The 25620-nt window shown below is 63.7% G+C and carries 24 protein-coding genes; 9 read left to right on the top strand and 15 right to left on the bottom strand.

The window, feature by feature from the left end:
* Positions 1-152 precede the first annotated feature (152 nt).
* The 3 genes from P3T40_RS11515 to P3T40_RS11505 all read right to left on the bottom strand — a co-directional run bounded on the left by P3T40_RS11515 (position 153) and on the right by P3T40_RS11505 (position 3902).
* Positions 153-1673 (bottom strand): DegQ family serine endoprotease, encoded by a 1521-nt coding sequence (locus tag P3T40_RS11515; RefSeq protein ID WP_429267808.1) that lies wholly within the window; start codon positions 1671-1673, stop codon positions 153-155.
* A gap of 260 nt (positions 1674-1933) precedes the next feature.
* Complete coding sequence (locus P3T40_RS11510; RefSeq protein ID WP_429267807.1) at positions 1934-3235, bottom strand: ATP-binding protein; 1302 nt, start codon at positions 3233-3235, stop codon at positions 1934-1936.
* A gap of 4 nt (positions 3236-3239) precedes the next feature.
* Complete coding sequence (locus tag P3T40_RS11505) at positions 3240-3902, bottom strand: response regulator (RefSeq protein ID WP_074300681.1); 663 nt, start codon at positions 3900-3902, stop codon at positions 3240-3242.
* Between the two features lie 318 nt (positions 3903-4220).
* Between P3T40_RS11505 and dacB the strand changes: the two genes are divergently transcribed.
* From dacB to P3T40_RS11490, 3 genes are all read left to right on the top strand, one after another.
* The gene (gene dacB, locus P3T40_RS11500; RefSeq protein ID WP_429267806.1) at positions 4221-5858 is read left to right on the top strand and encodes a D-alanyl-D-alanine carboxypeptidase/D-alanyl-D-alanine endopeptidase; all 1638 of its coding nucleotides are present in this window, start codon (positions 4221-4223) and stop codon (positions 5856-5858) included.
* Between the two features lie 195 nt (positions 5859-6053).
* Positions 6054-7091 (top strand): sterol desaturase family protein, encoded by a 1038-nt coding sequence (locus P3T40_RS11495; protein WP_429267805.1) that lies wholly within the window; start codon positions 6054-6056, stop codon positions 7089-7091.
* Positions 7092-7171: 80 nt separating this feature from the next.
* A complete protein-coding gene (locus P3T40_RS11490) occupies positions 7172-8416 on the top strand; it encodes an SGNH/GDSL hydrolase family protein (protein WP_429267804.1) in 1245 nt (414 codons plus the stop codon).
* 239 nt (positions 8417-8655) lie between these two features.
* On the opposite strand, the gene P3T40_RS11485 is transcribed toward P3T40_RS11490, so the two are convergent.
* The 12 genes from P3T40_RS11485 to P3T40_RS11430 all read right to left on the bottom strand — a co-directional run bounded on the left by P3T40_RS11485 (position 8656) and on the right by P3T40_RS11430 (position 20476).
* Positions 8656-9252, bottom strand: coding sequence for a mobile mystery protein B (locus P3T40_RS11485; protein ID WP_429267803.1), 597 nt, complete (start codon positions 9250-9252; stop codon positions 8656-8658).
* Positions 9237-9692, bottom strand: a complete 456-nt coding sequence (locus tag P3T40_RS11480; protein ID WP_429267935.1) for a mobile mystery protein A — start codon at positions 9690-9692, stop codon at positions 9237-9239. Before P3T40_RS11480 ends, P3T40_RS11485 begins: the two co-directional genes overlap by 16 nt.
* 517 nt (positions 9693-10209) lie before the next feature.
* Complete coding sequence (locus P3T40_RS11475) at positions 10210-10791, bottom strand: nucleotidyltransferase domain-containing protein (protein ID WP_429267802.1); 582 nt, start codon at positions 10789-10791, stop codon at positions 10210-10212.
* Positions 10792-10938: 147 nt separating this feature from the next.
* The gene (locus P3T40_RS11470; protein ID WP_429267801.1) at positions 10939-11982 is read right to left on the bottom strand and encodes an L-threonylcarbamoyladenylate synthase; all 1044 of its coding nucleotides are present in this window, start codon (positions 11980-11982) and stop codon (positions 10939-10941) included.
* 13 nt (positions 11983-11995) lie between these two features.
* Positions 11996-13192 carry a 5-(carboxyamino)imidazole ribonucleotide synthase gene (locus P3T40_RS11465; RefSeq protein ID WP_429267800.1) on the bottom strand — a complete coding sequence of 399 codons (1197 nt, stop codon included), beginning with the start codon at positions 13190-13192 and terminating at the stop codon, positions 11996-11998.
* Positions 13193-13276: 84 nt separating this feature from the next.
* Positions 13277-13804 (bottom strand): 5-(carboxyamino)imidazole ribonucleotide mutase, encoded by a 528-nt coding sequence (gene purE, locus P3T40_RS11460; RefSeq protein ID WP_429267799.1) that lies wholly within the window; start codon positions 13802-13804, stop codon positions 13277-13279.
* A gap of 40 nt (positions 13805-13844) precedes the next feature.
* A complete protein-coding gene (locus tag P3T40_RS11455) occupies positions 13845-14735 on the bottom strand; it encodes a phosphoribosylaminoimidazolesuccinocarboxamide synthase (protein WP_429267798.1) in 891 nt (296 codons plus the stop codon).
* 157 nt (positions 14736-14892) lie between these two features.
* Entirely contained in the window at positions 14893-15957 is a 1065-nt protein-coding gene (fba, locus tag P3T40_RS11450) for a class II fructose-bisphosphate aldolase (RefSeq protein WP_429267797.1), read from the bottom strand.
* A gap of 197 nt (positions 15958-16154) precedes the next feature.
* Positions 16155-17591 (bottom strand): pyruvate kinase, encoded by a 1437-nt coding sequence (pyk, locus tag P3T40_RS11445; RefSeq protein WP_429267796.1) that lies wholly within the window; start codon positions 17589-17591, stop codon positions 16155-16157.
* Positions 17592-17946: 355 nt separating this feature from the next.
* Positions 17947-19140 carry a phosphoglycerate kinase gene (locus P3T40_RS11440; RefSeq protein WP_429267795.1) on the bottom strand — a complete coding sequence of 398 codons (1194 nt, stop codon included), beginning with the start codon at positions 19138-19140 and terminating at the stop codon, positions 17947-17949.
* Positions 19141-19382: 242 nt separating this feature from the next.
* Positions 19383-19709, bottom strand: coding sequence for an AzlD domain-containing protein (locus P3T40_RS11435; protein ID WP_429267794.1), 327 nt, complete (start codon positions 19707-19709; stop codon positions 19383-19385).
* Positions 19706-20476, bottom strand: coding sequence for an AzlC family ABC transporter permease (locus P3T40_RS11430; RefSeq protein ID WP_429267934.1), 771 nt, complete (start codon positions 20474-20476; stop codon positions 19706-19708). Before P3T40_RS11430 ends, P3T40_RS11435 begins: the two co-directional genes overlap by 4 nt.
* A 312-nt stretch (positions 20477-20788) precedes the next feature.
* On the opposite strand from P3T40_RS11430, the gene P3T40_RS11425 reads away from it, so the two are divergent.
* From P3T40_RS11425 to P3T40_RS11400, 6 genes are all read left to right on the top strand, one after another.
* A complete protein-coding gene (locus tag P3T40_RS11425) occupies positions 20789-21712 on the top strand; it encodes a branched-chain amino acid transaminase (RefSeq protein WP_429267793.1) in 924 nt (307 codons plus the stop codon).
* A 65-nt stretch (positions 21713-21777) separates the two neighbouring features.
* On the top strand, positions 21778-21972 hold the full coding sequence (locus tag P3T40_RS11420; protein WP_429267792.1) for a zinc-finger domain-containing protein: 195 nt from the start codon (positions 21778-21780) through the stop codon (positions 21970-21972).
* Between the two features lie 163 nt (positions 21973-22135).
* Complete coding sequence (gene waaF, locus P3T40_RS11415) at positions 22136-23161, top strand: lipopolysaccharide heptosyltransferase II (RefSeq protein WP_429267791.1); 1026 nt, start codon at positions 22136-22138, stop codon at positions 23159-23161.
* Between the two features lie 166 nt (positions 23162-23327).
* The gene (locus P3T40_RS11410) at positions 23328-23774 is read left to right on the top strand and encodes a nuclear transport factor 2 family protein (RefSeq protein WP_429267790.1); all 447 of its coding nucleotides are present in this window, start codon (positions 23328-23330) and stop codon (positions 23772-23774) included.
* A 33-nt stretch (positions 23775-23807) separates the two neighbouring features.
* On the top strand, positions 23808-24866 hold the full coding sequence (locus tag P3T40_RS11405; protein WP_429267789.1) for a hydrolase: 1059 nt from the start codon (positions 23808-23810) through the stop codon (positions 24864-24866).
* Positions 24859-25467 carry a DUF2946 family protein gene (locus P3T40_RS11400; protein ID WP_429267788.1) on the top strand — a complete coding sequence of 203 codons (609 nt, stop codon included), beginning with the start codon at positions 24859-24861 and terminating at the stop codon, positions 25465-25467. Before P3T40_RS11405 ends, P3T40_RS11400 begins: the two co-directional genes overlap by 8 nt.
* Positions 25468-25620: the final 153 nt, after the last annotated feature.

The following is a 25620-nucleotide window of genomic DNA, read 5'->3' as shown; positions in this document are numbered from 1 at the left end:
TTACCCGCTCGCCCCTTCCTCATTGCCGGAAGCCGCCCGCTGCCTCGTCAAGCGCTAGCTGTACCTCGGATACCGCAAGAAAGGAGGCGCGATGCGAATGCAAAGACGCCGGTCCATCGGCAGTTTGTGCAAATGGACCGGCAAGTTTTACGTCAGCCCAGATCGACCGGCACAAAAATCTGTGCGTTGTCGCGCTGGATCAAGAGGGCAATACTGTTGCCCGCCTGCGAGATCATCTGCTTCAACTGGTCGACGCTCGTCACCGGACGGCCGTTGACCGCCAGAATCACGTCGCCCGGCTGAATGCCGGCGTTCTCAGCCGCGCCGCCCGACTGTTGCACCAGCAGCCCGTGCGAAACGGAGGCGTTGTTCTTTTCCTCCGGCGTGAGCGGACGCACGGCGACACCCAGACGCCCCTGCATCTGCTCAGGCGCGTTGTCGTTCTTCGCGACCTTGGTGTCCGACATCGAGCCAATGGTCACCTTGATATCTTTGCTCGCCTTGTCGCGCCACACGGTCACGGTCGCCGAGCTGCCCGGTGCGAGGCTTGCCACTTGCGCCGGCAGATCAGTCGAGTCCGCCACCGGCGAGCCGTTCACCGCGGTGATCACGTCGCCGGGTTGCAGGCCGGCCTTGGCGGCCGGACCAGCCGCATCCACCGAGCTCACCAGCGCGCCGTTCGGCTTCGACAGGCCGAACGAATTGGCCAGCGTCTGGTTCATGCCTTGAACTGCGACGCCGAGACGACCACGGCTCACGTGACCGGTCTTGACGAGGTCGTCCTTGACCTTGATCGCTTCGTTGATCGGAATCGCGAACGAGAGACCCTGGAAGCCACCCGTCTGCGAGTAGATCATCGAGTTGATGCCGATCACCTCGCCCTGCAGGTTGAACAGCGGGCCGCCCGAGTTGCCGGGGTTGACCGGCACGTCCGTCTGGATGAACGGCGTGTAGTTTTCATTCGGCAGCGAGCGCGACTTCGCGCTGATGATGCCTGAGGTGACCGTGTTGTCGAAGCCGTACGGCGAGCCGATTGCCACGACCCACTGGCCGACTTTGCTCTGGTTCGGATCGCCGATCTTGACGGTCGGCAGATTGCTCGCGTCGATCTTCAGCACGGCGACGTCCGACTGCTTGTCCGCGCCGACCACCTTCGCCCGAAATTCGCGCTTGTCGGTCAGCTTGACCGTGACGACATTGGCGCCGTCGACGACGTGCGCGTTGGTCAGGATGTAGCCGTCGCTGCTGACGATAAAGCCCGAACCAAGGCTGGCGCTCGGCTGGTCGCCTTGATCGCCGCCGTCGTCGCCACCACCGCCCTGCATGCCTGGCATGCCGCCAAAGAAGTGTTTGTAGAACTGGTAGAACGGATCGCTCGGATCGATCGGCAGTTGCTGCGCATTGCCACTGGTGTCGCCGCCGCTGCGCATCGCGGTCTGCTTCACCACGTGCTTGGCGCTGATGTTGACGACGGCCGGGCCATACGTTTCAACCAGACCGGAGAAATCGGGGATGCCTGTTTTTGCCGCGGCCTCGGCAGGCATCATCGCGGCTTGCGCCGGCGAGATGACCTGGGGCGCGGGCACATCGCGATGGCCCGCCACATAGCCGGCGGACAACGCAACGGCAACGGCAACGGCGACGGCGCTGCGGGACAGGGTTTTCGCATTCATCGTGTACTCCTGACAGGGAGGAAGGCTCTAGGGATGGGATGAAGAGTACGTGCTATCGCTTAAAGGAGCCTTAAACAGTGGAACTCCCGCAAATCCGCTCACTTTTCCCTACCTCGCGCGCCGTGCCGCGCCGACGGCTCGCACACACGCAGCCGCGCTTCGCCACGCCCTCAAGAAGACGCTCGGCCACCCGCCCAAATCTTGCGCCCGGTGGAAGTCCCCTTGGGGGGCCCAGCGCACGGCGAAACTTCTGACGACGCTCAGAAACGCACGCTGATCTCAAGACCGCCCGCGGGCGAGTCGCCCAGCGAGACGCTCGCGCCATGTTGAATGGCAATCCGCCGCACAATGGCAAGCCCCAGTCCGCTGCCCGAGACGTCGGTGCGCGCCCGGTCGGCGCTCTCCCCGGCCCGGTAGAAACGGTCGAATACGCGCTCGCGCTCCGCGGGCGGAATACCCGGCCCGTTGTCGGCGATGCGCACCACCGGATGGCCCGCTTCGACGAGCAGGCTCACGTCTACCCGGCCACCACGCGGCGTGTATTTGGTTGCGTTGTCCACCAGATTGTTGAACATCACACGCAGCGCGTCGGGGTCGCCGATAACGGTGGCGGCCTCGTTCGCCTCGACGCCCAGATCGACGCCACGCTGCTGCGCGAGCGGCGTGTAGGTGAGCACGCAGTTTTCGAGCAGTGCGTGCAGATCGATTGCCTTGGCTTGCACGTGGCCATCCGGTTCCGAACGCGCCAGCGCCAGCAACTGTTCGGCAAGCCGCGTGGCGCGCGTGACGCCGGCCTGCAGATCGGTCAGCGCTTCACGGCGAGTAGCGTCGTCGGTTGCGCGCGCCACCAGTTGCGTCTGGATCTGCACCGCGGCGAGCGGCGTGCGCAGTTCGTGCGCGGCATCGGCGACGAACGCCTTCTGCGTATCGAGGGCCGTGGCAAGTCGTTGCAGCAGGCCATTGAGCGCTCGCACCAGCGGCTGCACTTCGAGCGGCAGACGGCTGTCGGGCAGCGGATCGAGCGCTTCCGGATGACGTGTTTCGAGCGCGCCAGTTACACGCCGTAGCGGCCTGAGCCCACGTCCGACCACCACCCAGACCGCCAGCCCGAGCAGCGGCAGCAACACGATCAGCGGCCACAGCGTGCGTAACGCGACATTAGCAGCGAGCCGGTTGCGCACCGAAACCGGCTGCGCCAGTTGCACGACGTTGTCGCCGACGATCGCGCCGTAGACGCGCCAGTCGCCACGCTCGGTGCGCTCCGTCGAAAAACCGAGTTCGGCGCGCGGCGCGAGCGGCGCACGCGGCCGCGAGTAGTACATCAACGCGCCGTTGCGATTCCAGATCTGCAGCACAATGCCCTCGTCGCCGGTATCGCGCGAGCCAAGCACCTGCGAGAAGGGCTCGGACGGCAACGCCTCGGCGATCTCCTGCAGTTGGTAATCGAACAGTTCGTTGGCTTCGGCGAGGGCCTGGCGGTAGATCAGCCAGCCGGCAATGCCGACGCCCAGCAACACGATGGCGAGCAGCCAGAACAGCAATTGACGACGAATGGAACGCATCGGCTCAGGCGTCCTTCGCGATCATGTAGCCGAGACCTCGCACGTTGCGGATCAGATCAGCGCCGAGCTTCTTACGCAGCGCGTGGATGTACACCTCGACCGTATTGCTGCCGATTTCCTCGCCCCAGCCGTACATTTTTTCTTCAAGCTGGCTCTTGGAAAGCACCGCGCCTGGCCGCGCGATCAGCGCCTCGAGCAGTGCGAATTCACGCGCCGACAGCGCGACCGGCGCGCCCGCGAGCGTCACCTGGTGCGAGGCGGGATCGAGCGTGAGCGTACCGTGACGGATGGTCGAATCGCTGCGGCCCGACTGGCGGCGGATCAGCGCACGCATGCGGGCGCCGAGTTCGTCGAGATCGAAAGGTTTGACGAGGTAATCGTCGGCACCGGCGTCGAGCCCCTTGACGCGATCAGCCACGGCGTCGCGTGCCGTCACGATCAGCACCGGCAGCGTATGACCGCGGGCGCGCAGCGCGCGCAGCACGTCGAGGCCGTCGCGCTTGGGCAGGCCCAGGTCGAGCAGAACCAGATCGTAAGGTTCGCCGCCGGCGGCGCTGAGCGCTGCTTCGCCGTCCTCCACCCAGTCGACCGCGAAGCCTTCGCCGCGTAACGCCTTGCGCACGCCCTCGGCAATCATCCGGTCGTCTTCGACTAGCAATATGCGCATGGCTCTACGATTCCGAAACATTCATGATGCCGCATTCTAGCGCCCGGCCCGGGCTCGTGCGATCAGGCCCTCATCCATTGCTGCAGGTGCGAAGCAATTTCACCGCACTGTCGCAGCATGTCTCTACAATGAGCGCTTTTGCGTGACGCGCCATGCGGCTCCGACTCGTTGGAGTGGCGGCGCGGCAAGCACAAGAGGTTGCGCGCTCGCGCCGACAGATTTTGCTGCGCGCGCCGCGCGCCCCTTGAATGCCCTACATGAGCACGGCGCGTCTTGCGCCGTGCTTCAGCCGTGATCTTTAGGTTTCTTCGCCCGTTCATGACGCACGTTTCTTTGTCTTCTCTCGTACGCCGTCTCGCGCCGTACGCCCGTTGGTCTGTCACGTCTGCCGCTTTTACTACGTCCGCCGCCCGCAAAACCGGCCCGCTGCGCAGCGCCGCCGCGCTGCTCGCGTGCGCCGCGCTTGCCTGCGCCGCCGCTCCGGCGCAAGCCCGCCTCAAGGCCAAACACCCTTCGGTCAACGTCAGCACCGTACTGCCGCCCGCCGTCATGGCCGGCCTCGCCCGCGCCCACGTGCCGCTGTCCGCGATCAGCGTGGTGATCGAAAAAGTCGGCGACCGCACGCCGATCGTCGCACTGAACGCCGGCAAGCCGATGATGCCCGCCTCGACGATGAAACTCGTCACCACCTACTCCGGCCTGTCGATCCTCGGCCCCGACTTTCGCTGGCGCACCACCGCCTATGCGGACGGCAATCTCGACGCCAACGGCATCCTGCACGGCAATCTGTACATCCAGGGCACCGGCGACCCGAAGCTCGTGCCAGAAGAACTGATCGACCTCGTGCAGAAAATCCGCAAGGCCGGCATCAACGGCATCGATGGCGCGCTAGTGCTCGACAAGCGCTATTTCGACCCGTCGACACGCGACCTGCCGCCGTTCGACGACGACGCCACTGCCCCCTACAACGTGGGCCCCGATCCGCTGCTGTACGCTTTCAAATCGCTATCGTTCACGCTCACGCCGTCGTCCGACGGCAAGGTGGCCGTCGACGTGATCCCCGCCCTCGCACAACTGCAGATCGACGATCAGTTGCACGCTACAGGTGGTCCGTGCCGCGGCGAACTGCCCACCCCGGCCGTGACGCCGCAACCGAACGGCACGGTGGTCGCGTCGTTTGCCGGCGACTACGCCGAACGCTGCGGGCCGCGCACCCTCAACGTGGCGGTGCTCGATCATTCGGCCTTCTTTGCAGGCGGCTTCCTCGCGCTGTGGGAGCAAACCGGCGGCTCGTTCAAGGGCGCGACCCGCGAGGGTCCGGTGCCGCTCGAAGCGCGCCTCGTCGCTACGCATGAAGGGCCGATGCTGTCCGACATCGTTCGCGACATCAACAAGTTCAGCAACAACACGATGGCGCGCAACCTGTTCCTGACGATCGGTGCGGTCACCAGCAAACCGCCCGCGACGCCGGAGAAATCCGAGCACGCGATCGAAGCGTTCCTCGCGAAAAGCGGCCTGAACATGGAGTATCTGTCGCTCGACAACGGCTCGGGTCTGTCGCGCGACGAGCACATTACGGCGCTCTCGCTGGCGGATCTGTTGCAGGCGGCCAACGCGAGCCCGGTCGCGCAGGTATTCGTCGACTCCCTGCCGGTGGCGGGCGTCGACGGCACGATGCGCAACCGGTTGACGTCGCAGCCGGTGGGCGGCAATGCGCACATCAAGACCGGCACGTTGCGCGACGTGCGCGCGATCGCCGGCTACGTGGCATCCGCGGACGGCGTGAGCTATGTCGTGGTCAGCATCATCAACGACCCACACTCGGAGGCTGCGCGCGCGGCACACGACGCGCTGCTCGAATGGGTCTATCAGGGGCCCTCGCAACCGATGCAGGAAGTGACCGAGGAACCGCGCAGCCAGCCCAGGAAAAACCCGCACAAGCGTTCGCAGCATTGAGGATTCCTTCTAGCGAAGCCATGCGCGACTAGCCGCAGAGCGTGTACGCTTGCGGGCAGTGTTTGAGGCGCGCGTGAAACACACCACGGCGCGCGCCGGCCGCGCGCCAACGGTGGCCGCGTTGCCGGTTCAAACAATAACGACAACGCCCGCTGCGGCATTCGCAGCGGTCAGGGACCACGGAGGAAGACGTCCATGCAATTCGATGCCGAATTGCTGCTGCTCGCCATGGCACCCGTCTTCCTTGCATGTATCGGCTGGGAGGCGTGGCACCTGCATCGCACGCGTCCCGAGGCGCGCCTTTACAGTTGGCGCGACACGCTGTGCAACGCCGCGCTCGCGCTGCTGCAGCAGGCCGCCGACAAGCTCGCGTGGCTCGCGATCATCCCCGTTTATGCGTATTGCTTTAACCACTTCCGCGTCTACACATGGCAGGCGGGCTGGGTGTCGTTCGTTGTGCTGTTCGTCGCGCAAGACCTGCTCTACTACGTGTTTCATCGCTGCAGTCACCGCGTCCGGTGGTTGTGGGCCGCGCATGTGGTGCATCACTCGTCGGAGCGGATGAATTTTTCGACCGCCTTCCGCCAGAGCCTGATGTACCCGATCGCCGGCATGTGGGTGTTCTGGATTCCGCTCGCCATACTCGGCTTTCCGCCGAAGCAGATTGTCGCCATCGTGCTGATCAATCTCGGCTTTCAGTTTTTCGTGCATACGCAGGTCATCGGCAAGCTCGGCTGGCTCGAATACGTGCTGAACACACCGTCGATCCATCGCGTTCATCATGCGCGCAACGACCGCTATATCGACCGCAACTACGCCGGCGTGCTGGTGATCTGGGACCGGCTGTTCGGCAGCTACGTGGACGAGGACCCGCACGACGCGCCGCTCTACGGCATCGTCGAGCCGCTTTACACCTACAACCCGCTGAAGGCGACGTTTTACGAATGGGCTTCGATGGGCGCTGACTTCCTGCGCGTGCAAGGTTGGCGCAACAAGCTGAGCGCGCTGTTCGCGCCGCCGGCGTGGGCTGCCGCGTATCACGCGTCGCTTGGCGACACGCAGGCTCAGCACTTCAAGACGGGCGGCGCTGACGGCGCGCGTTCGGGCACGACGAATGCGTGCGCCAATGAGGCCGTCAATGCAACCACTCATGCGGATGCGCTGGACAACCAGGTATCGGCAAGCACCCCGGCCGCGTTTCAAACGCCACGCAGGCCGGGGAAGATTCTGTAAGCTGTCGCCACGCCGCCGACGCGGTGGGCGCCGCCTGCATCACATGGCAAAAAGGCCACATACGAGGAGATGAAGTCAACATGAAACAACAGGGAATAAAAAATCGGGGACTGGTGCGCCTGACGCAAGTTGCGATCGCCAGCGCAGCCTTCGTCATGCTTGCTGCCTGCGGCGGCAGCAGCAATAACAACAGCTCCAGCAGCGCAACGCCGGCGGGCGGTGTGAACCTGCAGGTCGTGTCGTTCGGCGACAGCCTCTCGGACGTGGGCACCTATTCGCCGGTCATCGGGGCGGACTTCGGTGGCGGCCGCTTCACGACCAACCCGGGTGAAATCTGGACGCAGAAGGTCGCGGAATACTACGGCGGCACCTTGACGCCTGCCTACCTGGGCGGCTTCGGCCAGCCGCTGGCGGCAACGGGCGGCCTGGGTTACGCGCAGGGCGGCTCGGACGTCGTCAACGCCGAAGGGGAAGGCTGGGCGCCGAACAACCTGGCAGCTACGACGGTGCCGGTGACGACGCAGGTGTCGGAATACCTGAGCGCACATGGCAGCTTCAATGCGAACCAGCTCGTGCTGGTCAATGGCGGCGCAAACGACATCTTCCAGTTCGCGACCGACACCAATCTGACAGCGCTCGGCGGTGCTCTGCAGACGACCTATCCGCAACTTGTAGCGGCCGGCCAACTGCCCAACACGCCGGCAGGCCAAGTGGAGTTCATCGCCAGCTACCTGCAGTCGAACAACACCCAGGTCGCTGCGGCTGCTGTCGCGCTCGCGACGCAAGTCCAGACCATCGTCAAGTCGGGCGCGACGCACGTGGTGCTGATGACCATCCCCGACATCGGCCAGACGCCGCTCGGCGTCGCTGCGAACGTCCAAACGCCGGGCGCGGCCGCCCTGCTGACCGGCATCACCGCCGCCTATAACGGGACGCTCGAGACGCTACTCGCGCCGCTGATCCAGTCCCACACCGTGATCCTCGCCGATGCGTACACGTGGTTCGACACCGTCTTGCTGCCGAACTACCAGTCGCTCGGCTTCACGGTGTCGAACACGGGTACGGCGTGTAACCTGACGTCGATGGCAGCCAACGCCACCGCGTACGCCACGGCGAATCCGGCCGTGCTGACCAACGGCCTGACCGCGCAAGCGTACGGTGCCCAGTTTGCTTCGTCGCTGTTCTGCTCGCCGGCGACCTATACGGCGGCGGGCGCGGACCAGAGCTACATCTTCGCCGACACGGTCCACCCGACGACGCACACGCACGCGCTGTTCGCGCAGTACGTCGAACAGCAGATCGCTGCGACGGGATTGGGCAAGTAATGAAGTGAGGCGGCGGGTCCTGGTGGTCCGCTGCTTACTTGTAGCGTTGAAGCAAAGCCCGGCGTGGTTGAGCTACCCGTACCACAAAGGTGTTGGTAAACGGGCAGGCCTGGTGATTACTGCGAGCCTCTTCGGAGGCTCGCTGTTTTACGGGCATTGAACGCCCATACGTGCCTTTGGCCAAGCGGTGTCGAGCGCTGCTGCGCTCGCGATTGCGGAGCTGCGCGGCCGTGCGACGACTAAGCAGTACTTCGCACGAAGACCAGGAGCAAACTGTAGTCACCTTTATCCGCTGCACGCAAGGCGGTTAAGTAATCCGACCGGGCGTTATCTGCTTTAACCAATGTCCCGCCGCCGCCCCACGAAAACGCCTCTTGTTTCATGCTGCGCAAGAGCGCATCAGCCATCATTCGTGAGTGTCGACCATTGCCGTTTGGAAAGGGATGAATCCACACCAGCTCGCGGTGAAATCGTGCGGCAATCGCATCGGGCGGGAATGTGCCGTTGTCGACCCACCACCGCGTGTTATCGAAAAGGTTGCTCAGTTTGACGCTGACCTGCGTCCAGTCACATCCGATGTTCTTGTCGGACTTGCGGAACGTGCCTGCCCACGACCAGGTCTGGTCGAACATTTTCTTGTGCAGGTTGCGACAGAACTCTTCACTGAGGACATGGACCTTGCGTTGACGGCGAGCCCATTGCACGGCTTGCAGGATGTTCTCCTGCTCCCAGTCATTCAGGTCGCCCTTGGTGGTCAGGTGTATCGGTATCAGCCCTGCAAGCTCGTCAGGGTCGAGCGGTGTCTGGCCGTCCTGTTCGTCTAAATCTGTCGCCATAGGTCGGACCAGCGGCCACGGAGTAGTTCTGCCGCTCTCTGCTCAACCTGTTTGCGAAGTCGGTCGGTTGCCGGACGTTGGTCTTCCAGACTCATGGTGTGCGCAACTCCACTCACTTCCTGCAGGGCGATTGAGCGCGCCCGGTCTTCGACCACTTGAGTCAGTGGCTTTCTGGGCACCAGAGCATAGACCAGCTCGCAGTCCAGCCCGTCAGCCAACTTGCGCAGTTGTCCGAGCGTGATTCGCTCCTCAGCTTCCGCCGACTCCGACTTGTGCAGGGTCGAACCGGCAATGCCTAATCTGTCGGCTTGCTGTCGCTCGGTGAGCCCTAACGACTCTCGGATGGCCTTCAGCCATCCACGCGGCGGGGGCCGACGGTTGGTCAAGTCCGAGTACGCTGCGACCGACGCCTGGACCTGCTCAAGCCGGAGCTGCCTCATTCTGGAATCCATTTTGCTTGCCTATAAGTTATCAAAAACGCAACAAATGCTAGCCTATAGTGAAGTGATAATCAAACTTCTGCTTCACTAAAGCGAAGCTGATAAATGCACATTGCGTCGGCATAGTGACGCAGGATCAAATAATTTGCTTCACAATAGGAAAGCAAAAAATACCGGCATGCTTCACTATGAAACATCAAATTTCATACGGTTGCTTCATTTTATGGAAGCAGTTGTCTCTGATTTGCTGCACGGAGAGCCAGCGATTGCGAGGCAGTTTGCTTCGAACGTCGGCCGCCCGGTCCGATCCCGGAAATATCTCCGGCAAGAAAAAGACCCGCAATCCCGTTTGGGACGCGGGTCTCAGCGTTAATTAGCTCGAAAACCAACACCTTTGTGGTACGGCTAGGTGGTTGATCCGGGCCTTTTTTTCGTTGGTGAGGTGTTCGTTATGCGCCTTAATCGGCCTGCCTCGGGCTGAAGATAGAGGCCGCTGATTTTGACAGGGTTCTGATACTCATCCGGCAGGTCCGGGGCTGTCATCAGGAACGATCCTGATGGTGGGCGATTCGACTATGGCCCGCACAACCGTATCGTCCCTGGACAACACCGTCCATTCAGCCGGGTGGTGCAGGTTGACATGCACAGAACGCCCCAGCACGGCGTCGAGCGGAGCCAGATGATCGAGCAAACGGCTCAGGCTCACCCGTCCTACGACCATCAGGTCGATGTCGCTCCCCGCCGTATCCGTGCCCCTCGCCACCGAACCGAAAACGAATGCCTCGTCGATCTCATCGACAAGCGGCGCCAAAGCTTCCCGCAGCATGCCGGCGAGGCCGAACGACTTCGCGCAGATGCTGCGCAACTCGGGATACAAGGGGAAATCGGTGTTAGCCTGGAACAGGCGCTGGTTACCCATCCGCGATTCACGTAGCACGCCGGCTTCCCATAGGCGCCGCACGGTATGCTGCCCGGCGCCGCTACCCGCACCCGAGCGGGACATCAGTTCGGCCAGATTGAAGGTCCGCTCTGGCGTCGACAGAACCAGCGACAACACCCGCTGCTCGCGCGGCGTAAACATGAAATCAGCAATACTCATAGGCTGCTCCTCGAGCGGCAAATACCAATTGTTGGCATGATTATGCCGGTTGTTGGCATCCGACCGCACATTGGGGGCAAGCAAGTGGCTACCTGGAATTGGCACATTCGTACTAATTCCTGGCATCAAGACAGTTTGGACGGGAACCTACCCCTGCGCCTCGAACGCCGCCGCGGCCCGACCGAGCCGGTCGTTCACCGCGATCCATTCGATCGTATCGGGTAGCTTTTCAATCAGGATGCGCGTCACGTTCGCGCGGTCTAGTGCTCGCAGCAAGCTGTATAGCTCACGCGCGTACACATGCGGATCCTCGGGCGCCGCCATGAAGTGCACACCCTCAGCATCTGCCCAATGGCCTGCGCGCGATACCCGCGCCACCAGCGCGACGCGCTCGTCCGCCTCGCGCGCCGCCAACAACGGTTCCAACGCTTCGAACGGCAGCAGCGCCAGAGGCGTGCGCGGCGCGTAGTGCGCCTTGAGCGTGCCGGATGCGCGCGGCGCCGTTGCATCCGAGCCATCCGCCAGACGCGGCGCTTCGCCCAGCACCTCGGCGATATCCTGCGGTGTCACGCGCCCCGGACGCAGCAACGCCGGAAAACCGCGCGACAGATCGAGGATGGTCGACTCGATGCCGACATCCGACGCGCCGCCGTCGAGCACATGAATCGTGCCGCCGAACTCGTCGCGCACGTGTTGCGCCGTGGTTGGGCTCACATGCCCGAAGCGGTTCGCCGACGGTGCAGCCACGCCGCCATGACCGCCACGCAGCGCGCTGAACGCTTCGAGCAGCGCCTGTGCCACGGGATGCGACGGGCAGCGCAAACCCACCGAGTCCTGCCCCCCGCTCACGGCCGCGGGAATATGCGCGGCACGCTTGAGAATTAGCGTGAGCGGTCCCGGCCAGAAGGCATCGATCAGCCGCAGCGCTTCCGGCGGCAGATGCTCGACCCAATAACCCGGATCGCCGTGCGGCGCGAGATGCACGATCACCGGATGATTCGCCGGCCGTCCCTTCGCCGCGTAGATGCGGGCCACCGCGTCCGGGCTTTGGGCGTCGCCGCCCAGGCCGTAGACGGTTTCGGTCGGAAACGCGACGAGTTCGCCCGCGTCGAGCAACGCCGCAGCGTGCGCGATTTGCGCGGCCTCGGCAGCGGCCTTGGCGGCGCCATCAGGTTTAGCTTGATCCGGCATGATGGCGCGCGCGTCAGCTCTTCAGGATATGCAGCAGCCGGGCGCAATCGCGCGCGGCGGTGCGGGCTTCGTCGAGCGTCGCTGCGGTGAAGTTGATGTGGCCCATCTTCCGTCCGGGCCGCGCCTCTTCCTTGCCGTACAGATGCAGACGCGCGGCCGGCATCGCTGCCACCTCGTGCCACGGCGGCGTGACGGCGGCTCGCTTGCCGCCGTCCGGGAACCAGACATCGCCGAGGATATTCAGCATGACCGCCGGCGAATGCTGGCGCGTGTCGCCGAGCGGCATGCCGGTCATGGCGCGGACCTGCTGCTCGAACTGGCTGGTCGCGCATGCGTCGACGGTGTAGTGGCCGGAATTGTGCGGCCGCGGCGCCATCTCGTTGGCGACAAGCGAGCCGTCTTCCAGAATGAAAAACTCGACGCACAACACGCCGATATAGCCGAGCTTGTCGGCAATCTGCAGCGCGGCCTGTTGCGCCTGGCTGACGAGCGCCGGGCTCGCATCCGGCGCGGGCACGATGGTGTGGGACAGCACGCCGTCGCGGTGCGTATTCTGTGCGAGGGGATAGACCACCGAGGTGCCGTTCGCACCGCGCGCGATCAGCGCCGAGACTTCGAACTTCAGCGGCAGCCGCTTTTCCAGCACGCACGGCACGCCGCCAAGCGACGCGTGCGCCTCGCGCACTTCCTCGGCGTTACGCACGCTGACTTGACCCTTGCCGTCATAGCCGAGCCGGGCGGTTTTCAGAATGCCGGGCAGCACGGCATCGATCGTCGCGTCGCTAAGCGCGGCAAGCGCATCCGACGATTCGATCACGACATGCGGCGCCACCGCGACGCCCGATTCGGCGATAAACCGCTTCTCGGCAATCCGGTTCTGGGCCACGGCCACGCAACGGCCGGCCGGACTCACGAAGGTTGTGCGCGCCAGAAAATCGAGGCTCGCGGCAGGCACGTTCTCGAATTCCGTCGACACGGCCGCACACAGGCGCGCCAGCTCGGTGAGCGACGTTTCGTCGTCGTAGGCGGCACGCAGGTGACGGTCCGCCACGGCGCCAGCCGGACTGGCTTCGTCCGGATCGAGCACGGCAACGCGATAGCCCATCGCCTGGGCGGCAAAGCAGAACATGCGGCCGAGCTGGCCGCCACCAACCATGCCAAGCCATGCGCCGGGCAGAATCGGTGAAACCGGTGTGTTATCTGGATTCATCTCAGTGGTCGGTCACGGGCAGCGCGTAGGGATACGCGCCGCACCGGGGGTCAGGCAATGGACATCAGGCCATCAAACGCGCGCTTACAGCGCGGGCAATACCATCGCGTGTGCCGCTTCGTTCTGGCGCACGCGGAACGCAGCAAGCGCATTCGCGTATTCGGTCGAGGTCACGCTCAAAATCGACACCGCGAACAGCGCCGCATTGGCCGCGCCCGCTTCGCCGATGGCAAACGTCGCGACCGGCACGCCCTTGGGCATCTGCACGATCGAATGCAGCGAATCGACGCCCTTCAGGTACTTGCCCGCCACCGGCACGCCAAGCACCGGCACCGTGGTCTTGGCGGCCAGCATGCCGGGCAAGTGCGCGGCGCCGCCGGCGCCCGCGATGATCGCGCGCAGGCCGCGCTCGCGCGCACCTTCCGCATACGCGAACATCTCGTCGGGCATCCGGTGCGCGGATACGACCTTCGCTTCATACGGTACGCCGAATTCCTGCAGGATCGCAACGGCGTGTTTCATGACTTCCCAGTCGGAACTGGATCCCATCAGCACGCCGACAAGCGGCGCAGCATGTGTATGCGCTGTCTGGGCAGTCTGGACTTGGCTCATCTTTGGGGCTTCCTCATCTTCCTGATCTGCTCTCGCGGCGTTAAGCGAGCTTCTGCCCGGTCAGGCGCTCAAGCGCTTCCTGATACTTCGCGGCAGTCTTCGTGACCACCTCGTCCGGCAGCTTCGGCGCCGGCGGCTCCTTCTTCCACGGCTGCGTTTCCAGCCAGTCGCGCACGAACTGCTTGTCGAACGATGGCGGATTGGTGCCAACCTTGTACTCGTCCGCGGGCCAGAAGCGCGACGAATCGGCGGTCAGCGCTTCGTCCATCAGGTACAGCTTGCCGTGGTTATCCAGACCGAATTCGAACTTGGTGTCAGCAATGATGATGCCGCGCGTCGCAGCGTAATCCGCCGCTTCCTTGTACAGCTTGATTGAGATGTCGCGGATCGTTGCCGACAGTTCGGTGCCGATGCGGCGTTCCATCTCGTTGTACGTGATGTTCTCGTCGTGGTGGCCCATCTCGGCCTTGGCGGCCGGGGTAAAGATCGGCTCGGGCAGTTTCTGCGCGTTTTGTAGGCCCGGCGGCAGTTCGACGCCGCACACCGAACCGGTGGCCTGGTAGTCTTTCCAGCCGCTGCCGGCCAGATAACCGCGCACCACCGCCTCGACGAGGATCGGCTCGAGGCGCTTCACGACCACGGCGCGCCCTTTTACCTGCTCGGCTTCGTCAGCCGCCACCACCGACTCCGGCGCCACGCCGGTCAGGTGATTCGGCACGATGTGCTTCAGCTTGTCGAACCAGAAATTGGCCATCTGGTTCAGCACGCGACCCTTGTTCGGAATCGGCTCGCCCATGATGACGTCGAACGCCGACAGACGGTCGGTGGTGACGATCAGCAACTGGTCGTTGCCCACCGCATAGTTGTCGCGGACCTTGCCGCGGCCGAGCAGCGGCAGCGAGCGGAGCGTGGATTCGTAAAGGGTAGACATCGTCGTAGTTCGCTAAAAGTGGGGCAAAAATGAGACCCGAACAAAAGGGAAACGCCGTTCCCCCTATGATGCGGGAACGGCGAACCGGACTGCAACCTGGCCGGATGGCCAGGTCCGTACTGTACTGCCTGCGCTGTAATGCCTGGATACTGCCTGCTTAGCGGACGACCTGTGAAAGGCCGCCCGACTTGTACTTCTCCGCAATTTTATCAAGCGCAACTGGCTTGATCTTGCCAGCCTGGCCTTCGGCGCCAAAGGCGACGAAACGGTCCACGCAGATCTTCTTCGCTGCTTCGCGCGCCGGCTTCAGGTAATCGCGCGGGTCGAACTTGCCCGGATTTTCCGCCATGTAGCGGCGAATCGCGCCGGTGATCGCCAGACGCAGGTCAGTATCGATATTAACCTTGCGCACGCCGTACTTGATGCCTTCCTGAATTTCTTCGACCGGCACACCGTAGGTTTCCTTCATGTCGCCGCCGAATTCGCGGATTTCCGCGAGCAAGTCCTGCGGCACCGACGAGGAACCGTGCATCACCAGGTGGGTGTTCGGAATGCGCTGGTGAATTTCCTTGATGCGCTGGATCGACAGAATGTCGCCGGTGGGCTTCTTGCTGAATTTATACGCGCCGTGCGAGGTGCCGATGGCAATAGCCAAGGCGTCGCATTGCGTCAACTTGACGAAGTCGGCGGCCTGCTCCGGATCGGTCAGCAGTTGCTCGCGGGTCATCGTGCCTTCCGCGCCGTGGCCGTCTTCCTTGTCGCCCTTCATCGTTTCCAGCGAACCCAGCACGCCGAGCTCCGCTTCCACCGTCACGCCGATCGAGTGCGCCGCTTCCACCACCTTGCGCGACACGTTGACGTTGTATTCGTACGATGCCACCGTCTTGCCGTCCGCTTCCAGCGAACCGTCCATCATCACGCTGGTAAAACCGCTGCGGATGGCCGCCATGCAGACTGCCGGCGACTGCCCATGATCCTGATGCATCACGACCGGAATGTGCGGATACGACTCAACGGCCGCTTCGATCAGATGACGCAGAAACGGCTCGCCCGCATACTTTCGCGCGCCCGCCGACGCCTGCATGATCACCGGGGCGTTGATCTGATCCGCCGCCGCCATGATGGCCTGCACCTGCTCCAGATTGTTTACGTTGAATGCCGGAAGTCCATAGCCGTTTTCGGCGGCATGGTCCAGCAGTTGACGCATTGATACGAGAGGCATGCATTACTCCTTAGATTGAAACGAAACCTGTGCCGTCGGCATCTATTTTTGACAATTTTATCGCGAAGCAAGCCGCACACCCTTGAGCAGCATGGCTCGGGGCTCGCCGGAAGGCTTGCCCCAAAAGTCCTGCGCTCCGCCTCTCGCGGGGTGATGCGACTGCTTCGCCGTGCCGATCCAAGCAGTTTTGATGCTGATCAATAGGGTTCGCCGACCCGTACGATCTTCAGCGTGTTCGTTCCGCCCGCCTGACCCATCGGCTCGCCCACGGTCAGCACGACCATGTCGCCGCGCGATGCGTAGCCCTTGCTCACCACCGTTTCCAGCGCCTGCTGCAAGGCGGTGTCGCGGTCGCTGCTGGTGTCCAGATGCAGCGAGGTGACGTTGCGGTAGATCGCCATGGCCCGCTCGCTACCAACGCGCGGTGTGAGCGCGAAAATCGGCACGTGCGTCCAGTGACGCGACATCCACAGCGCGGTCGAGCCCGACTCGGTCAGCGCGACAATCGCCTTCGCGCCGAGGTGGAACGCCGTGAACAGCGCGCCCATGGCGATGGACTGGTCGATGCGGGTGAAGGTGCGGTCGAGGAAATCCTTGTCCAGCTCCGACTGCTCCGACTTTTCCGCTTCGACGCAAATCGCGGCCATCGTTTCGATGGTCTGCACCGGGTACTTGCCGGCGGCCGATTCAGCGGAAAGCATCACCGCGTCCGTGCCGTCCAGCACCGCATTGGCGACGTCCGACACTTCGGCGCGAGTCGGCACCGGCGCGTAGATCATCGACTCCATCATTTGCGTGGCGGTGATCACGAACTTGTTCGATTCGCGCGCCATGCGGATCATGCGCTTTTGCAGCGCCGGGACCGCGGCATTGCCCACTTCCACGGCCAGGTCGCCGCGCGCGACCATGATGCCGTCCGATGCGTCCAGGATGCCTTGCAGCGCCGGAATCGCTTCGGCACGCTCGATCTTGGCGATCATCTTCGGCTTGATGCCATAGGGCGCGCCCGCGATATTCGCGAGCTGGCGGGCCATTTCCATGTCGGTGGCGTTCTTGGGGAACGAGACCGCGACATAATCCACGCCGAGCGACATGGCCGTGCGGATGTCTTCCATGTCTTTCGCCGTGAGCGCCGGCGCCGTGAGGCCGCCGCCCTGGCGATTGATACCCTTGTTGTTCGATAGCTCGCCGCCGATCTTCACGGTGGTGTGAATCTCGCTGCCGAGCACGCGCACGACGTCGAGCACGATCAGGCCGTCGTTGAGCAACAGCACGTCGCCCGGTTTCAGGTCGCGCGGCAGGTCTTTGTAGTCGAGACCGACGCGGTCGTCGTTGCCGAGTTCGCACTCGGCGTCGAGGACGAACGGATTGCCGGGAACGAGCGTGGTCTTACCGTTTTCAAATCTGCCGACACGAATCTTCGGGCCTTGCAGGTCGGCCATGATGGCAACTTCACGGCCCGCCTGACGGGCCGCTTCGCGCACGTATTCGGCGCGCTGGCGGTGGTCGTCGGCCGTGCCGTGCGAGAAATTGAGGCGTACCACATCGAGCCCCGCCTTAATCATTTGCGACAGGATTTCGGGCGTGCTGGAAGCCGGGCCGATGGTGGCGACAATCTTGGTGGCGCGATGCATGAGTCTCCTCGTCTGGATGGGATCGCTGGAAAGAGCGCTGCGAGTCGGGTGCGGAGGCTGCGCACCGAAGGATGCTACCGGGGGCTGCGCGCCAGTTGAAACCGGCGTCGCTTTATCTTTGTGGAATGAAGCGGTGTTCGAAACCAGCGTGCGGGACGCCAGCGGGATTACGGATGATGCGCCGCCAGCATGACCGGCGGGTGAACCAGCGGGAACCCCATGCTGCGGTGTCCCGGCGGAGCGTGCTGCACGCTCCCCTGCTGTTGCTGACTTCGCCGCGCTGGCCGCGCTGTGTTTCGCCGACGACTTCACACGCGTCTTTGCAGTTTTTGCCGATGGGGAGCGCGTTGTCACATTAAGCCCGCGATTCCAGGACAACGACTGCCGGCAGCTTCTTGCCCTCGATGAATTCGAGGAAGGCGCCGCCGCCTGTCGAGATGTAGCTCACCTTGTCGTGGATGCCGTACTTGGCGATGGCCGCGAGCGTGTCGCCGCCCCCTGCAATCGAGAACGCCGAGGACTTCGCGATGGCGTCTGCCAGGGTCTTCGTGCCGTTGCCGAACTGGTCGAATTCGAACACGCCGACCGGGCCGTTCCAGACGATCGTGCCGGCCTTTTCCAGTTGCGCGGCCAGTGCCTTGGAGGTTTCCGGTCCGATGTCGAGGATCAGGTCGTCGTCCTCTACGTCGGCCACGGCTTTGACTTCAGCCTTCGCGGTCGGCGAAAACTCCTTGGCCGTGACGACGTCGGTCGGGATGGGCACCGAGGCGCCGCGTGCTTTCGCTGCGTCGATGATGGCTTTGGCTTCGTTCACCAGATCGGCTTCGGCAAGCGACTTGCCGATCTTCAGGCCAGCAGCCAGCATGAACGTATTGGCGATACCGCCGCCCACGATCAGTTGATCGACCTTCTCGGCGAGCGACTTCAGAATGGTCAGCTTGGTGGACACCTTCGAGCCGGCGACGATCGCCACCAGCGGACGCTTCGGGGCGCCCAGCGCTTTGCCGAGCGCTTCGAGCTCAGCGGCGAGCAGCGGGCCGGCGCAGGCGACAGGCGCGTACTTCGCGATGCCGTGCGTGGTGGCTTCTGCGCGGTGGGAGGTGCCGAACGCGTCGTTGACGTAGATGTCGCAAAGCTTCGCCATCTTCTGCGCGAGTTCGTCGGAATCCTTCTTTTCGCCCTTGTTGACGCGGCAGTTTTCCAGCAGCACGACCTGGCCGGCCGCGACGTTCACGCCGTTTTCAACCCAGTTCGCCACCACCGGCACGTCGCGGCCGAGCAGTTCGGCCAGACGCTTCGCGACCGGCGCGAGCGAGTCTTCCGGCTTAAAGTCGCCCTCGGTAGGACGGCCCAGATGCGAGGTCACCATGACGGCGGCGCCGGCGTCGAGCGCAGCCTTGATGGCCGGCACCGAGGCGCGGATACGGGTGTCTTCGGTGATGTTGCCTTGATCGTCCTGCGGAACGTTCAGGTCGGCGCGTATAAACACGCGCTTGCCGGACAGCTTGCCTTCGGCGATCAGATCGGAGAGACGCAATACCTGGTTCATGAGCGTTTGGTTGCGAGTTGATTGGAAGGCGGTGATGGACAGCGCGCGAACAGCCTCCGCTCAGGAGGCCCGAGAGGGGTGGCCCCTCAAACAGGCGCCGACGGCATCTGCCGCAGCGTCGCGCAGTGATCCGGGAGTCGACTATTTTAACCGATCCGCATCCCGTTCTGCCCCGCGCCAAGGCGAATGTCCCGTATTTGGGAGATACGCGCCCATGCCGCATCGCAGCATACGCGCTTCGGTCAGTGAAAAACAAGACGGAGAAGCGTAAACGTCAGCATGCCGACCACGATCGTGCCGAGCATCGTGCGGCGCCACAGGAACCAGCCGAGCCCGGCGAGCGTCGCGTAAAACTCATGATTCGACAGCGCGAACGACAGTCCGTCCGGCGTTGCCAGCACGTCCGGCAGCACCACGGCGGCGAGCGCGGCGGCCGGCGCGTAGCGCAGCATGCGCCGCACGCGCTCCGGCAACACGGTGCGCTCGCCGCCGATCAGAAACAGCGCGCGCGTCAGCGCCGTGACGAACATCATGCCGAAAATGGCGATCCAGATTTGCGTGCTGGTCATTGGGGATCTCCACGGGAATCCGCGCGCGAACTGCCGGTGTTGCTGCGGATGCGCCGCAAATCGGCCCGCTCGACCATCAGGTCGGCGCCGCTGCCGGCGACAATCGCCGCCACCACGGCCAGCGGCAAGGCCAGCCGGTACGGCAAGTCGAAGCCAAGCAGCGCGACGACACCGGCAATGCAGACGGCGACGAGCGTCGAGCGGCTGTTGATGGCCGAGACCATCACGGGAATCAGCGCTAGTGTCCCCGCCAGCGCGAGGCCCCAGTTATCCGGAATCGTGCTGGCAAGCAGGATGCCGATAATCGACGACACCTGCCACGAGAGCCAGCTACCGACCGCCATACCCCAGTAATAGGCTTCCTTGCCTGGCACGTAACCGGTCTGAAAGCTTTTCTTCTGGAAGAGCAGGTAGATGACGTCGCCATTGAAATAGCCGAGCACGATCCGGCGCCACATGGGCAGATACGAGAAATGGGGCGCAAGACCCACGCTGAAGATGACAAAACGCGTATTCACCATGGCAGCGGTCAGCAGCACGGTCCAGATCGGCAATTTGGCGGCGAGCAGCGGCAGCACGGCCAGTTGTGATGAACCGGCGTAGCAGAGCAGCGACATGGTGAGCGCCTGCGGCAGCGTGAGCACGGATTTGCTCATCGCAATACCGGTGACGAGCCCCCACGAGAAGATCGCCATCAAGGTGGGCGAATAGTCGCGCAAGCCTTCGCGGAAGGCACGGCGGTGGAGATCGGACAGGCTAGCGAGCATCAGGCGAACGGCGAGGCACGGGTTGGCGCCGCGACGGCATGGAGTCGGCGCCAGGTCGTCGAGCACCCGCTGGCGCATTCGGATTTGTATTATGCGTGCGCCGAATTATAGCGTCCGCAATGCGCCCAAATGCCCGTTCGGTGTGCAAAAGACGTTAAAATAACGGACCTCGCCGCTTGCCGGACAATCTGTACGGCCTCTCGCCCGGCGCGCCCCGTTTGCGTGGCTTGCGCGCTGTGTGCCCTGCTGAGCCCATCCGATCGTCCCGGCGGCCTTGCGCAACACTTCACAAACGCACAGCTGGAGAATCGTATGTCAATGGCCGACCGCGACGGCAAGATCTGGATGGATGGCAAGCTCATCGACTGGCGCGATGCCAAGATCCACGTGCTCACTCACACGCTGCACTACGGTATGGGCGTCTTCGAAGGCGTACGCGCCTACAAGACGGCCGACGGCGGCACCGCCATTTTCCGTCTGCAGGAACACACCAAGCGCCTGCTGAACTCGGCCAAGATCTTCCAGATGGACGTGCCGTTCGACCACGAAACGCTCGCCGCCGCGCAGCGCGAAGTGGTGCGCGAAAACAAGCTCGAGTCCTGCTATCTGCGCCCGATCATCTGGGTTGGCTCGGAAAAGCTCGGCGTGTCCGCCAAGGGCAACACGATCCACGTGGCCATCGCTGCCTGGCCGTGGGGCGCGTACCTCGGCGAAGACGGCCTGAAAAAAGGCATCCGCGTGAAGACTTCGTCGTTCACGCGCCATCATGTGAACGTTTCCATGGTGCGCGCGAAGGCGTCGGGCTGGTATGTGAACTCGATCCTCGCCAACCAGGAAGCCACCGCCGACGGCTACGACGAAGCACTGCTGCTCGACGTGGACGGCTATGTGTCGGAAGGCTCGGGCGAGAACTTCTTCCTCGTGAACAACGGCAAGCTGTACACGCCCGACCTGTCGTCGTGCCTTGACGGCATCACGCGCGACACCGTCATCACACTGGCGAAGGATGCCGGTATCGAAGTGATCGAAAAGCGCATCACGCGTGACGAGGTCTACACCTGCGACGAAGCGTTCTTCACCGGCACCGCTGCTGAAGTCACGCCGATCCGCGAACTCGACAACCGCACCATCGGTTCAGGCTCGCGTGGTCCGATCACGGAAAAGCTGCAAAGCGGCTTCTTCGACATCGTCAACGGCAAGAGCCAGAAGTACGCGCACTGGCTGACCAAGATCTGAATCTGAAATTAAAGCAGGCCGCCCCGGCGGCGCGCCTGCACCCTGTCTCCACAGAGAAAGCCCACATGAGCGAAATCAAGGAAATGCCGCTGGTCGAACTGACGGCAAAAGACCTGCCCGCCTACTGTCCGAACCCGGGCATGGCGCGCTGGAGCGCCCATCCGCGCGTCTTTATCGACGTCACACATGGCGAAGCGCGCTGCCCGTATTGCGGCACGCGCTACAAGCTACGTGACGGCGAAGTGGTCAAAGGCCACTGATCGCCGCGCACCGGCTGGGCACGCCCATCACAATCAGGCCGCAGCCGCGGCGAGGTCCCATGCACGGACCTTGCGCGAGGTATGCGGCCGCTTCCCTAATAAAACCTGAACGTCGCGCGCAGATACGCGCAGCGCTTCGTTTCGACCTCGGAAACCCACCCTGATGCGTCGCGCGTTGGTTATCGCACCGAACTGGATCGGTGACGCATTGATGGCGCAGCCTTTGTTCTCGCGCCTCGTGAAACTGCATCCGCGTATCGTGATCGACGCGGTTGCGCCCTCCTGGGTCGCGCCCGTGCTCGAACGCATGCCCGAGATACGCGATGTCTACGCCACAGATCTCGCGCACGGCAAGCTGCAGATGCTGCGCCGCTGGCAGTTGTCCAGCGACCTGCGCGATGTCGGTTACGACGCGGCTTACGTGCTGCCGAATTCGCTGAAATCGGCGCTGATTCCCTGGATGGCGGGCATTCCGCTGCGCATCGGTTATACCGGCGAAAGCCGCTATGGCCTGTTGAACGTGCGCCACGCGAATCCGCGCAAAGACGCGCGCCCGCCAATGGTTGGTCAATACGCGGCGCTCGCCTACAAGCCCGGCGCCAAGGTGCCCGACGATCTGCCGATGCCGCGGCTCGAGACTGACCTGAACGAAGCGTCGCGCGTATCGGCCCGCTTCAATCTCGATACGCGGGTGCCGCTATTGGTGTTCTGCCCAGGCGCCGAATACGGTCCGGCCAAGCGCTGGCCGCCCGAGCACTTCGCGGCGCTGGCGCAAATCGTCGGTCAGTCCTTCCCGTACACGCAGATTGTCGCGCTCGGTTCGCCGAAAGACGCATCGCTCGCCCAGGCAATCGCGGAGCGCGCGCCAAACGTGCGCAACCTGTGCGGCCAGACCGCGCTAGGCGAAGCGTGCGCGCTGATCTCGCGCGCCAACGCCGTGGTCACCAACGATTCCGGCCTGATGCACGTCGCGGCGGCGCTACGGCGGCCGCTCGTGGCTGTCTACGGCTCGACTGATCCGCGCCACACGCCGCCATTGTCCGAGCTTGCGAAGGTACAATGGCTCCATCTCGAATGCAGTCCCTGTTTTGAGCGCGAGTGTCCGCTCGGTCACCTGAACTGCCTGCGGCAACTGAGCGCCGAGCAGGTGTTCGACGATCTGCGCGGCATGCTCCTCGCGCAACGCTGAACCCGCAACGCTGAACCGTTTGACAGCCGCACGCCGCGTCGCAAATTCGCCACGCGGCGTCATCCCCGCGCCTTGCGGTGCGGGCATCCTCGCGGTTGTCCCTGGTTGTCCTGTTTTTGCTGCTGCCCCGCAACCGCGCCCGCCGCGCACAAGAGACTGACGAGCCATGCCACGTTTTGCCCATATCTTCGAAGCCGCTGCGGATACCCTCAACGCCTATTACCAGGCGGTCGCGGAGGTCAATATCGACAGTTTGATGGGCCTGTGGATCGATGAGGAATTCGCAAGCTACATCAGCGCCGACGGCGCGCACCTGCACGGTCTGGACACCATTCGTGCGGGTCTCTCCGTCCAGCTCGCAGCCACGCCGGTCTCCATCGAACCGGTCGACATCCGCGTGTACGACAGCCTCGGCACGGTCGTGTATGCGATTGCGGAAGCGCACCGCCCGTCCGACCCGAAGGTCGCGCCCACCATGGTCTTCACCACCTATGTGATGGTCCACGAGCGCGGCGAATGGAAAATCGCACATATCCACGCGAGTGCGATGCCGAACGAAGCGGCAAACCAGTTTGCCGCCAAAATGCGTCATGGACAGGGGTCTTTGCACTGACGCTACAGGTTTTTGCTTTTTTCGGTCGCAGGTATGAGTACGACGCACAACAAGAACGTTTCCCCAGCAACTGCCGTCGCGGCTGCGGTTGAGGCGAGCGTCGACATGTTCTATCGCGCACCGCTGTGGCTGCCGAACAGCCATGTCCAAACCATTGTTCCCGCGCTGTTCGCCCGGCTCCCCGCTGTCACCTACCGGCGGGAACGGTGGGATACGCCGGATGGCGATTTCATCGAGCTCGACTGGCTGGTGGGTGACCCACGCGCGCCGAAAAACCAGGTCCCCTCAACCGACACCCCGCTCTTCGTGCTGTTTCACGGCCTCGAAGGCAGCTCCGGCTCGCACTACGCCCGCACATTGATGGCTGCGGCGCGCGAGCTCGGCTGGCACGGCGTGGTGCCGCATTTTCGCAGCTGCAGTGGGCCGCTGAATCTGTTGCCACGCTTCTACCACCTCGCCGATAGCGCCGAGGTCGACTGGGTGCTGCGACGTCTGCGCGAGACGCATCGCGGTCCGATCGTCGCAGCGGGCGTTTCGCTGGGTGGCAATGTGCTGTTGCGCTGGCTCGGCGAACGGCGCGAAGACGCGTCGTTTCTCAGCGCGGCCGCAGCGATCTCCGCGCCGCTCGATGTGCATGCCGGCGGCCGGGCGCTGTCGCAGGGCTTCGGCAAGATATACACGCGCAACTTCCTGAAGACGCTGAAAGTGAAGGCGCTGCAGAAACTCGAGCAGTATCCGGGCCTTTTCGACGCCAACGCGATGCTCGCAAGCCGTACCATGTACGAGTTCGACAACGTCGTCACCGCGCCGCTGCACGGCTTTCGCGATACCGACGACTATTGGACGCGAGCGACCACCCGGCCGCTGCTACCGGAGATCACCGTGCCCACCCTCGTGCTCAACGCGCGCAACGATCCGTTCCTGCCGGGTGCCGTTCTGCCGGCGCGGCACGAAGTATCCGGCGCGGTCGAGCTCGACCAGCCACAGCATGGAGGCCACGTCGGATTCATGACGGGGCCGTTTCCGGGCCGCATTGACTGGCTGTCGCAGCGCGTTTTCAACTACCTCACCCGGTTCATCGACCATGGATGACATCGTTCGCCAGGCGCTCGCCAAATGGCCCAACGTGCCGCATTGCACCGGCTGGCTGCTGCTCGACCGGCGCGGCAACTGGCGCATGCGCGACGACGAGGCCCAGGCGCGCGGCGCGCCGGGCGAACCGATCCGCCATGCGGCATTGCTGGCTTTTATCAACCGCAATTACGAGGCGGATGCTAGCGGGCAGTGGTTCTTTCAGAACGGGCCGCAGCGGGTGTACGTGGAACTGGGTTATACGCCGTGGGTGGTGCGGCTTGCGACCACGGCCGGCGATAACGGAGCGCTCTCGCTGACCGATCAGGCAGGCGGCGCGTTCGAACCGTCCACCGCGTATCTCGACGATGAAGGCGGGGTGCTGTTCACAGATACGTCGACGCCGCCGCGTATCGCCGTGCTGCACGATCACGACCTGGATCTGTTCTCGGGACACGCGGATGTCGCCGAAGACGGTCGTAGCGGGCAGTTTCATTGGCGGGATGGCGTGACGCTGCCGCTGCAGTCCCTCTCTCATGAAGACGTCGCGGCGCGCTTTGGCTTTGTGGCAAGCCCGGCAAAAGCGGCGGCTGGCAGCCAAACCGGCCAGTCCGCGCCATAGCTCAGTACTTTCGCGCTGACCGAGTATCCTCGCTGGCATCACGCCGGCAGACTAACTGGGTGACGGGCAGCCGGCGACCGGCGGCGGGTGACGGGCGACCGGCGATTGGCGGCGCGTGCTGCGCTGGTAAGATAAGCGCCCTCACCAGGAGCC

The organism is Paraburkholderia sp. EB58 (assembly GCF_050436665.1).
Lineage (GTDB): Bacteria > Pseudomonadota > Gammaproteobacteria > Burkholderiales > Burkholderiaceae > Paraburkholderia.
Note: the sequence above shows the minus strand (reverse complement) of the source record. Positions and strands in the feature narration are given on the sequence as shown.

Excerpts from the sequence above, each read along its gene's own strand:
- P3T40_RS11515 (WP_429267808.1), bottom strand. The coding sequence starts at position 1,673 with ATGAATGCGAAAACCCTGTCCCGCAGCGCCGTCGCCGTTGCCGTTGCC.
- P3T40_RS11510 (WP_429267807.1), bottom strand. The coding sequence starts at position 3,235 with ATGCGTTCCATTCGTCGTCAATTGCTGTTCTGGCTGCTCGCCATCGTG.
- P3T40_RS11505 (WP_074300681.1), bottom strand. The coding sequence starts at position 3,902 with ATGCGCATATTGCTAGTCGAAGACGACCGGATGATTGCCGAGGGCGTG.
- dacB (WP_429267806.1), top strand. The coding sequence starts at position 4,221 with ATGACGCACGTTTCTTTGTCTTCTCTCGTACGCCGTCTCGCGCCGTAC.
- P3T40_RS11495 (WP_429267805.1), top strand. The coding sequence starts at position 6,054 with ATGCAATTCGATGCCGAATTGCTGCTGCTCGCCATGGCACCCGTCTTC.
- P3T40_RS11490 (WP_429267804.1), top strand. The coding sequence starts at position 7,172 with ATGAAACAACAGGGAATAAAAAATCGGGGACTGGTGCGCCTGACGCAA.
- P3T40_RS11485 (WP_429267803.1), bottom strand. The coding sequence starts at position 9,252 with ATGGCGACAGATTTAGACGAACAGGACGGCCAGACACCGCTCGACCCT.
- P3T40_RS11480 (WP_429267935.1), bottom strand. The coding sequence starts at position 9,692 with ATGAGGCAGCTCCGGCTTGAGCAGGTCCAGGCGTCGGTCGCAGCGTAC.
- P3T40_RS11475 (WP_429267802.1), bottom strand. The coding sequence starts at position 10,791 with ATGAGTATTGCTGATTTCATGTTTACGCCGCGCGAGCAGCGGGTGTTG.
- P3T40_RS11470 (WP_429267801.1), bottom strand. The coding sequence starts at position 11,982 with ATGCCGGATCAAGCTAAACCTGATGGCGCCGCCAAGGCCGCTGCCGAG.
- P3T40_RS11465 (WP_429267800.1), bottom strand. The coding sequence starts at position 13,192 with ATGAATCCAGATAACACACCGGTTTCACCGATTCTGCCCGGCGCATGG.
- purE (WP_429267799.1), bottom strand. The coding sequence starts at position 13,804 with ATGAGCCAAGTCCAGACTGCCCAGACAGCGCATACACATGCTGCGCCG.
- P3T40_RS11455 (WP_429267798.1), bottom strand. The coding sequence starts at position 14,735 with ATGTCTACCCTTTACGAATCCACGCTCCGCTCGCTGCCGCTGCTCGGC.
- fba (WP_429267797.1), bottom strand. The coding sequence starts at position 15,957 with ATGCCTCTCGTATCAATGCGTCAACTGCTGGACCATGCCGCCGAAAAC.
- pyk (WP_429267796.1), bottom strand. The coding sequence starts at position 17,591 with ATGCATCGCGCCACCAAGATTGTCGCCACCATCGGCCCGGCTTCCAGC.
- P3T40_RS11440 (WP_429267795.1), bottom strand. The coding sequence starts at position 19,140 with ATGAACCAGGTATTGCGTCTCTCCGATCTGATCGCCGAAGGCAAGCTG.
- P3T40_RS11435 (WP_429267794.1), bottom strand. The coding sequence starts at position 19,709 with ATGACCAGCACGCAAATCTGGATCGCCATTTTCGGCATGATGTTCGTC.
- P3T40_RS11430 (WP_429267934.1), bottom strand. The coding sequence starts at position 20,476 with ATGCTCGCTAGCCTGTCCGATCTCCACCGCCGTGCCTTCCGCGAAGGC.
- P3T40_RS11425 (WP_429267793.1), top strand. The coding sequence starts at position 20,789 with ATGTCAATGGCCGACCGCGACGGCAAGATCTGGATGGATGGCAAGCTC.
- P3T40_RS11420 (WP_429267792.1), top strand. The coding sequence starts at position 21,778 with ATGAGCGAAATCAAGGAAATGCCGCTGGTCGAACTGACGGCAAAAGAC.
- waaF (WP_429267791.1), top strand. The coding sequence starts at position 22,136 with ATGCGTCGCGCGTTGGTTATCGCACCGAACTGGATCGGTGACGCATTG.
- P3T40_RS11410 (WP_429267790.1), top strand. The coding sequence starts at position 23,328 with ATGCCACGTTTTGCCCATATCTTCGAAGCCGCTGCGGATACCCTCAAC.
- P3T40_RS11405 (WP_429267789.1), top strand. The coding sequence starts at position 23,808 with ATGAGTACGACGCACAACAAGAACGTTTCCCCAGCAACTGCCGTCGCG.
- P3T40_RS11400 (WP_429267788.1), top strand. The coding sequence starts at position 24,859 with ATGGATGACATCGTTCGCCAGGCGCTCGCCAAATGGCCCAACGTGCCG.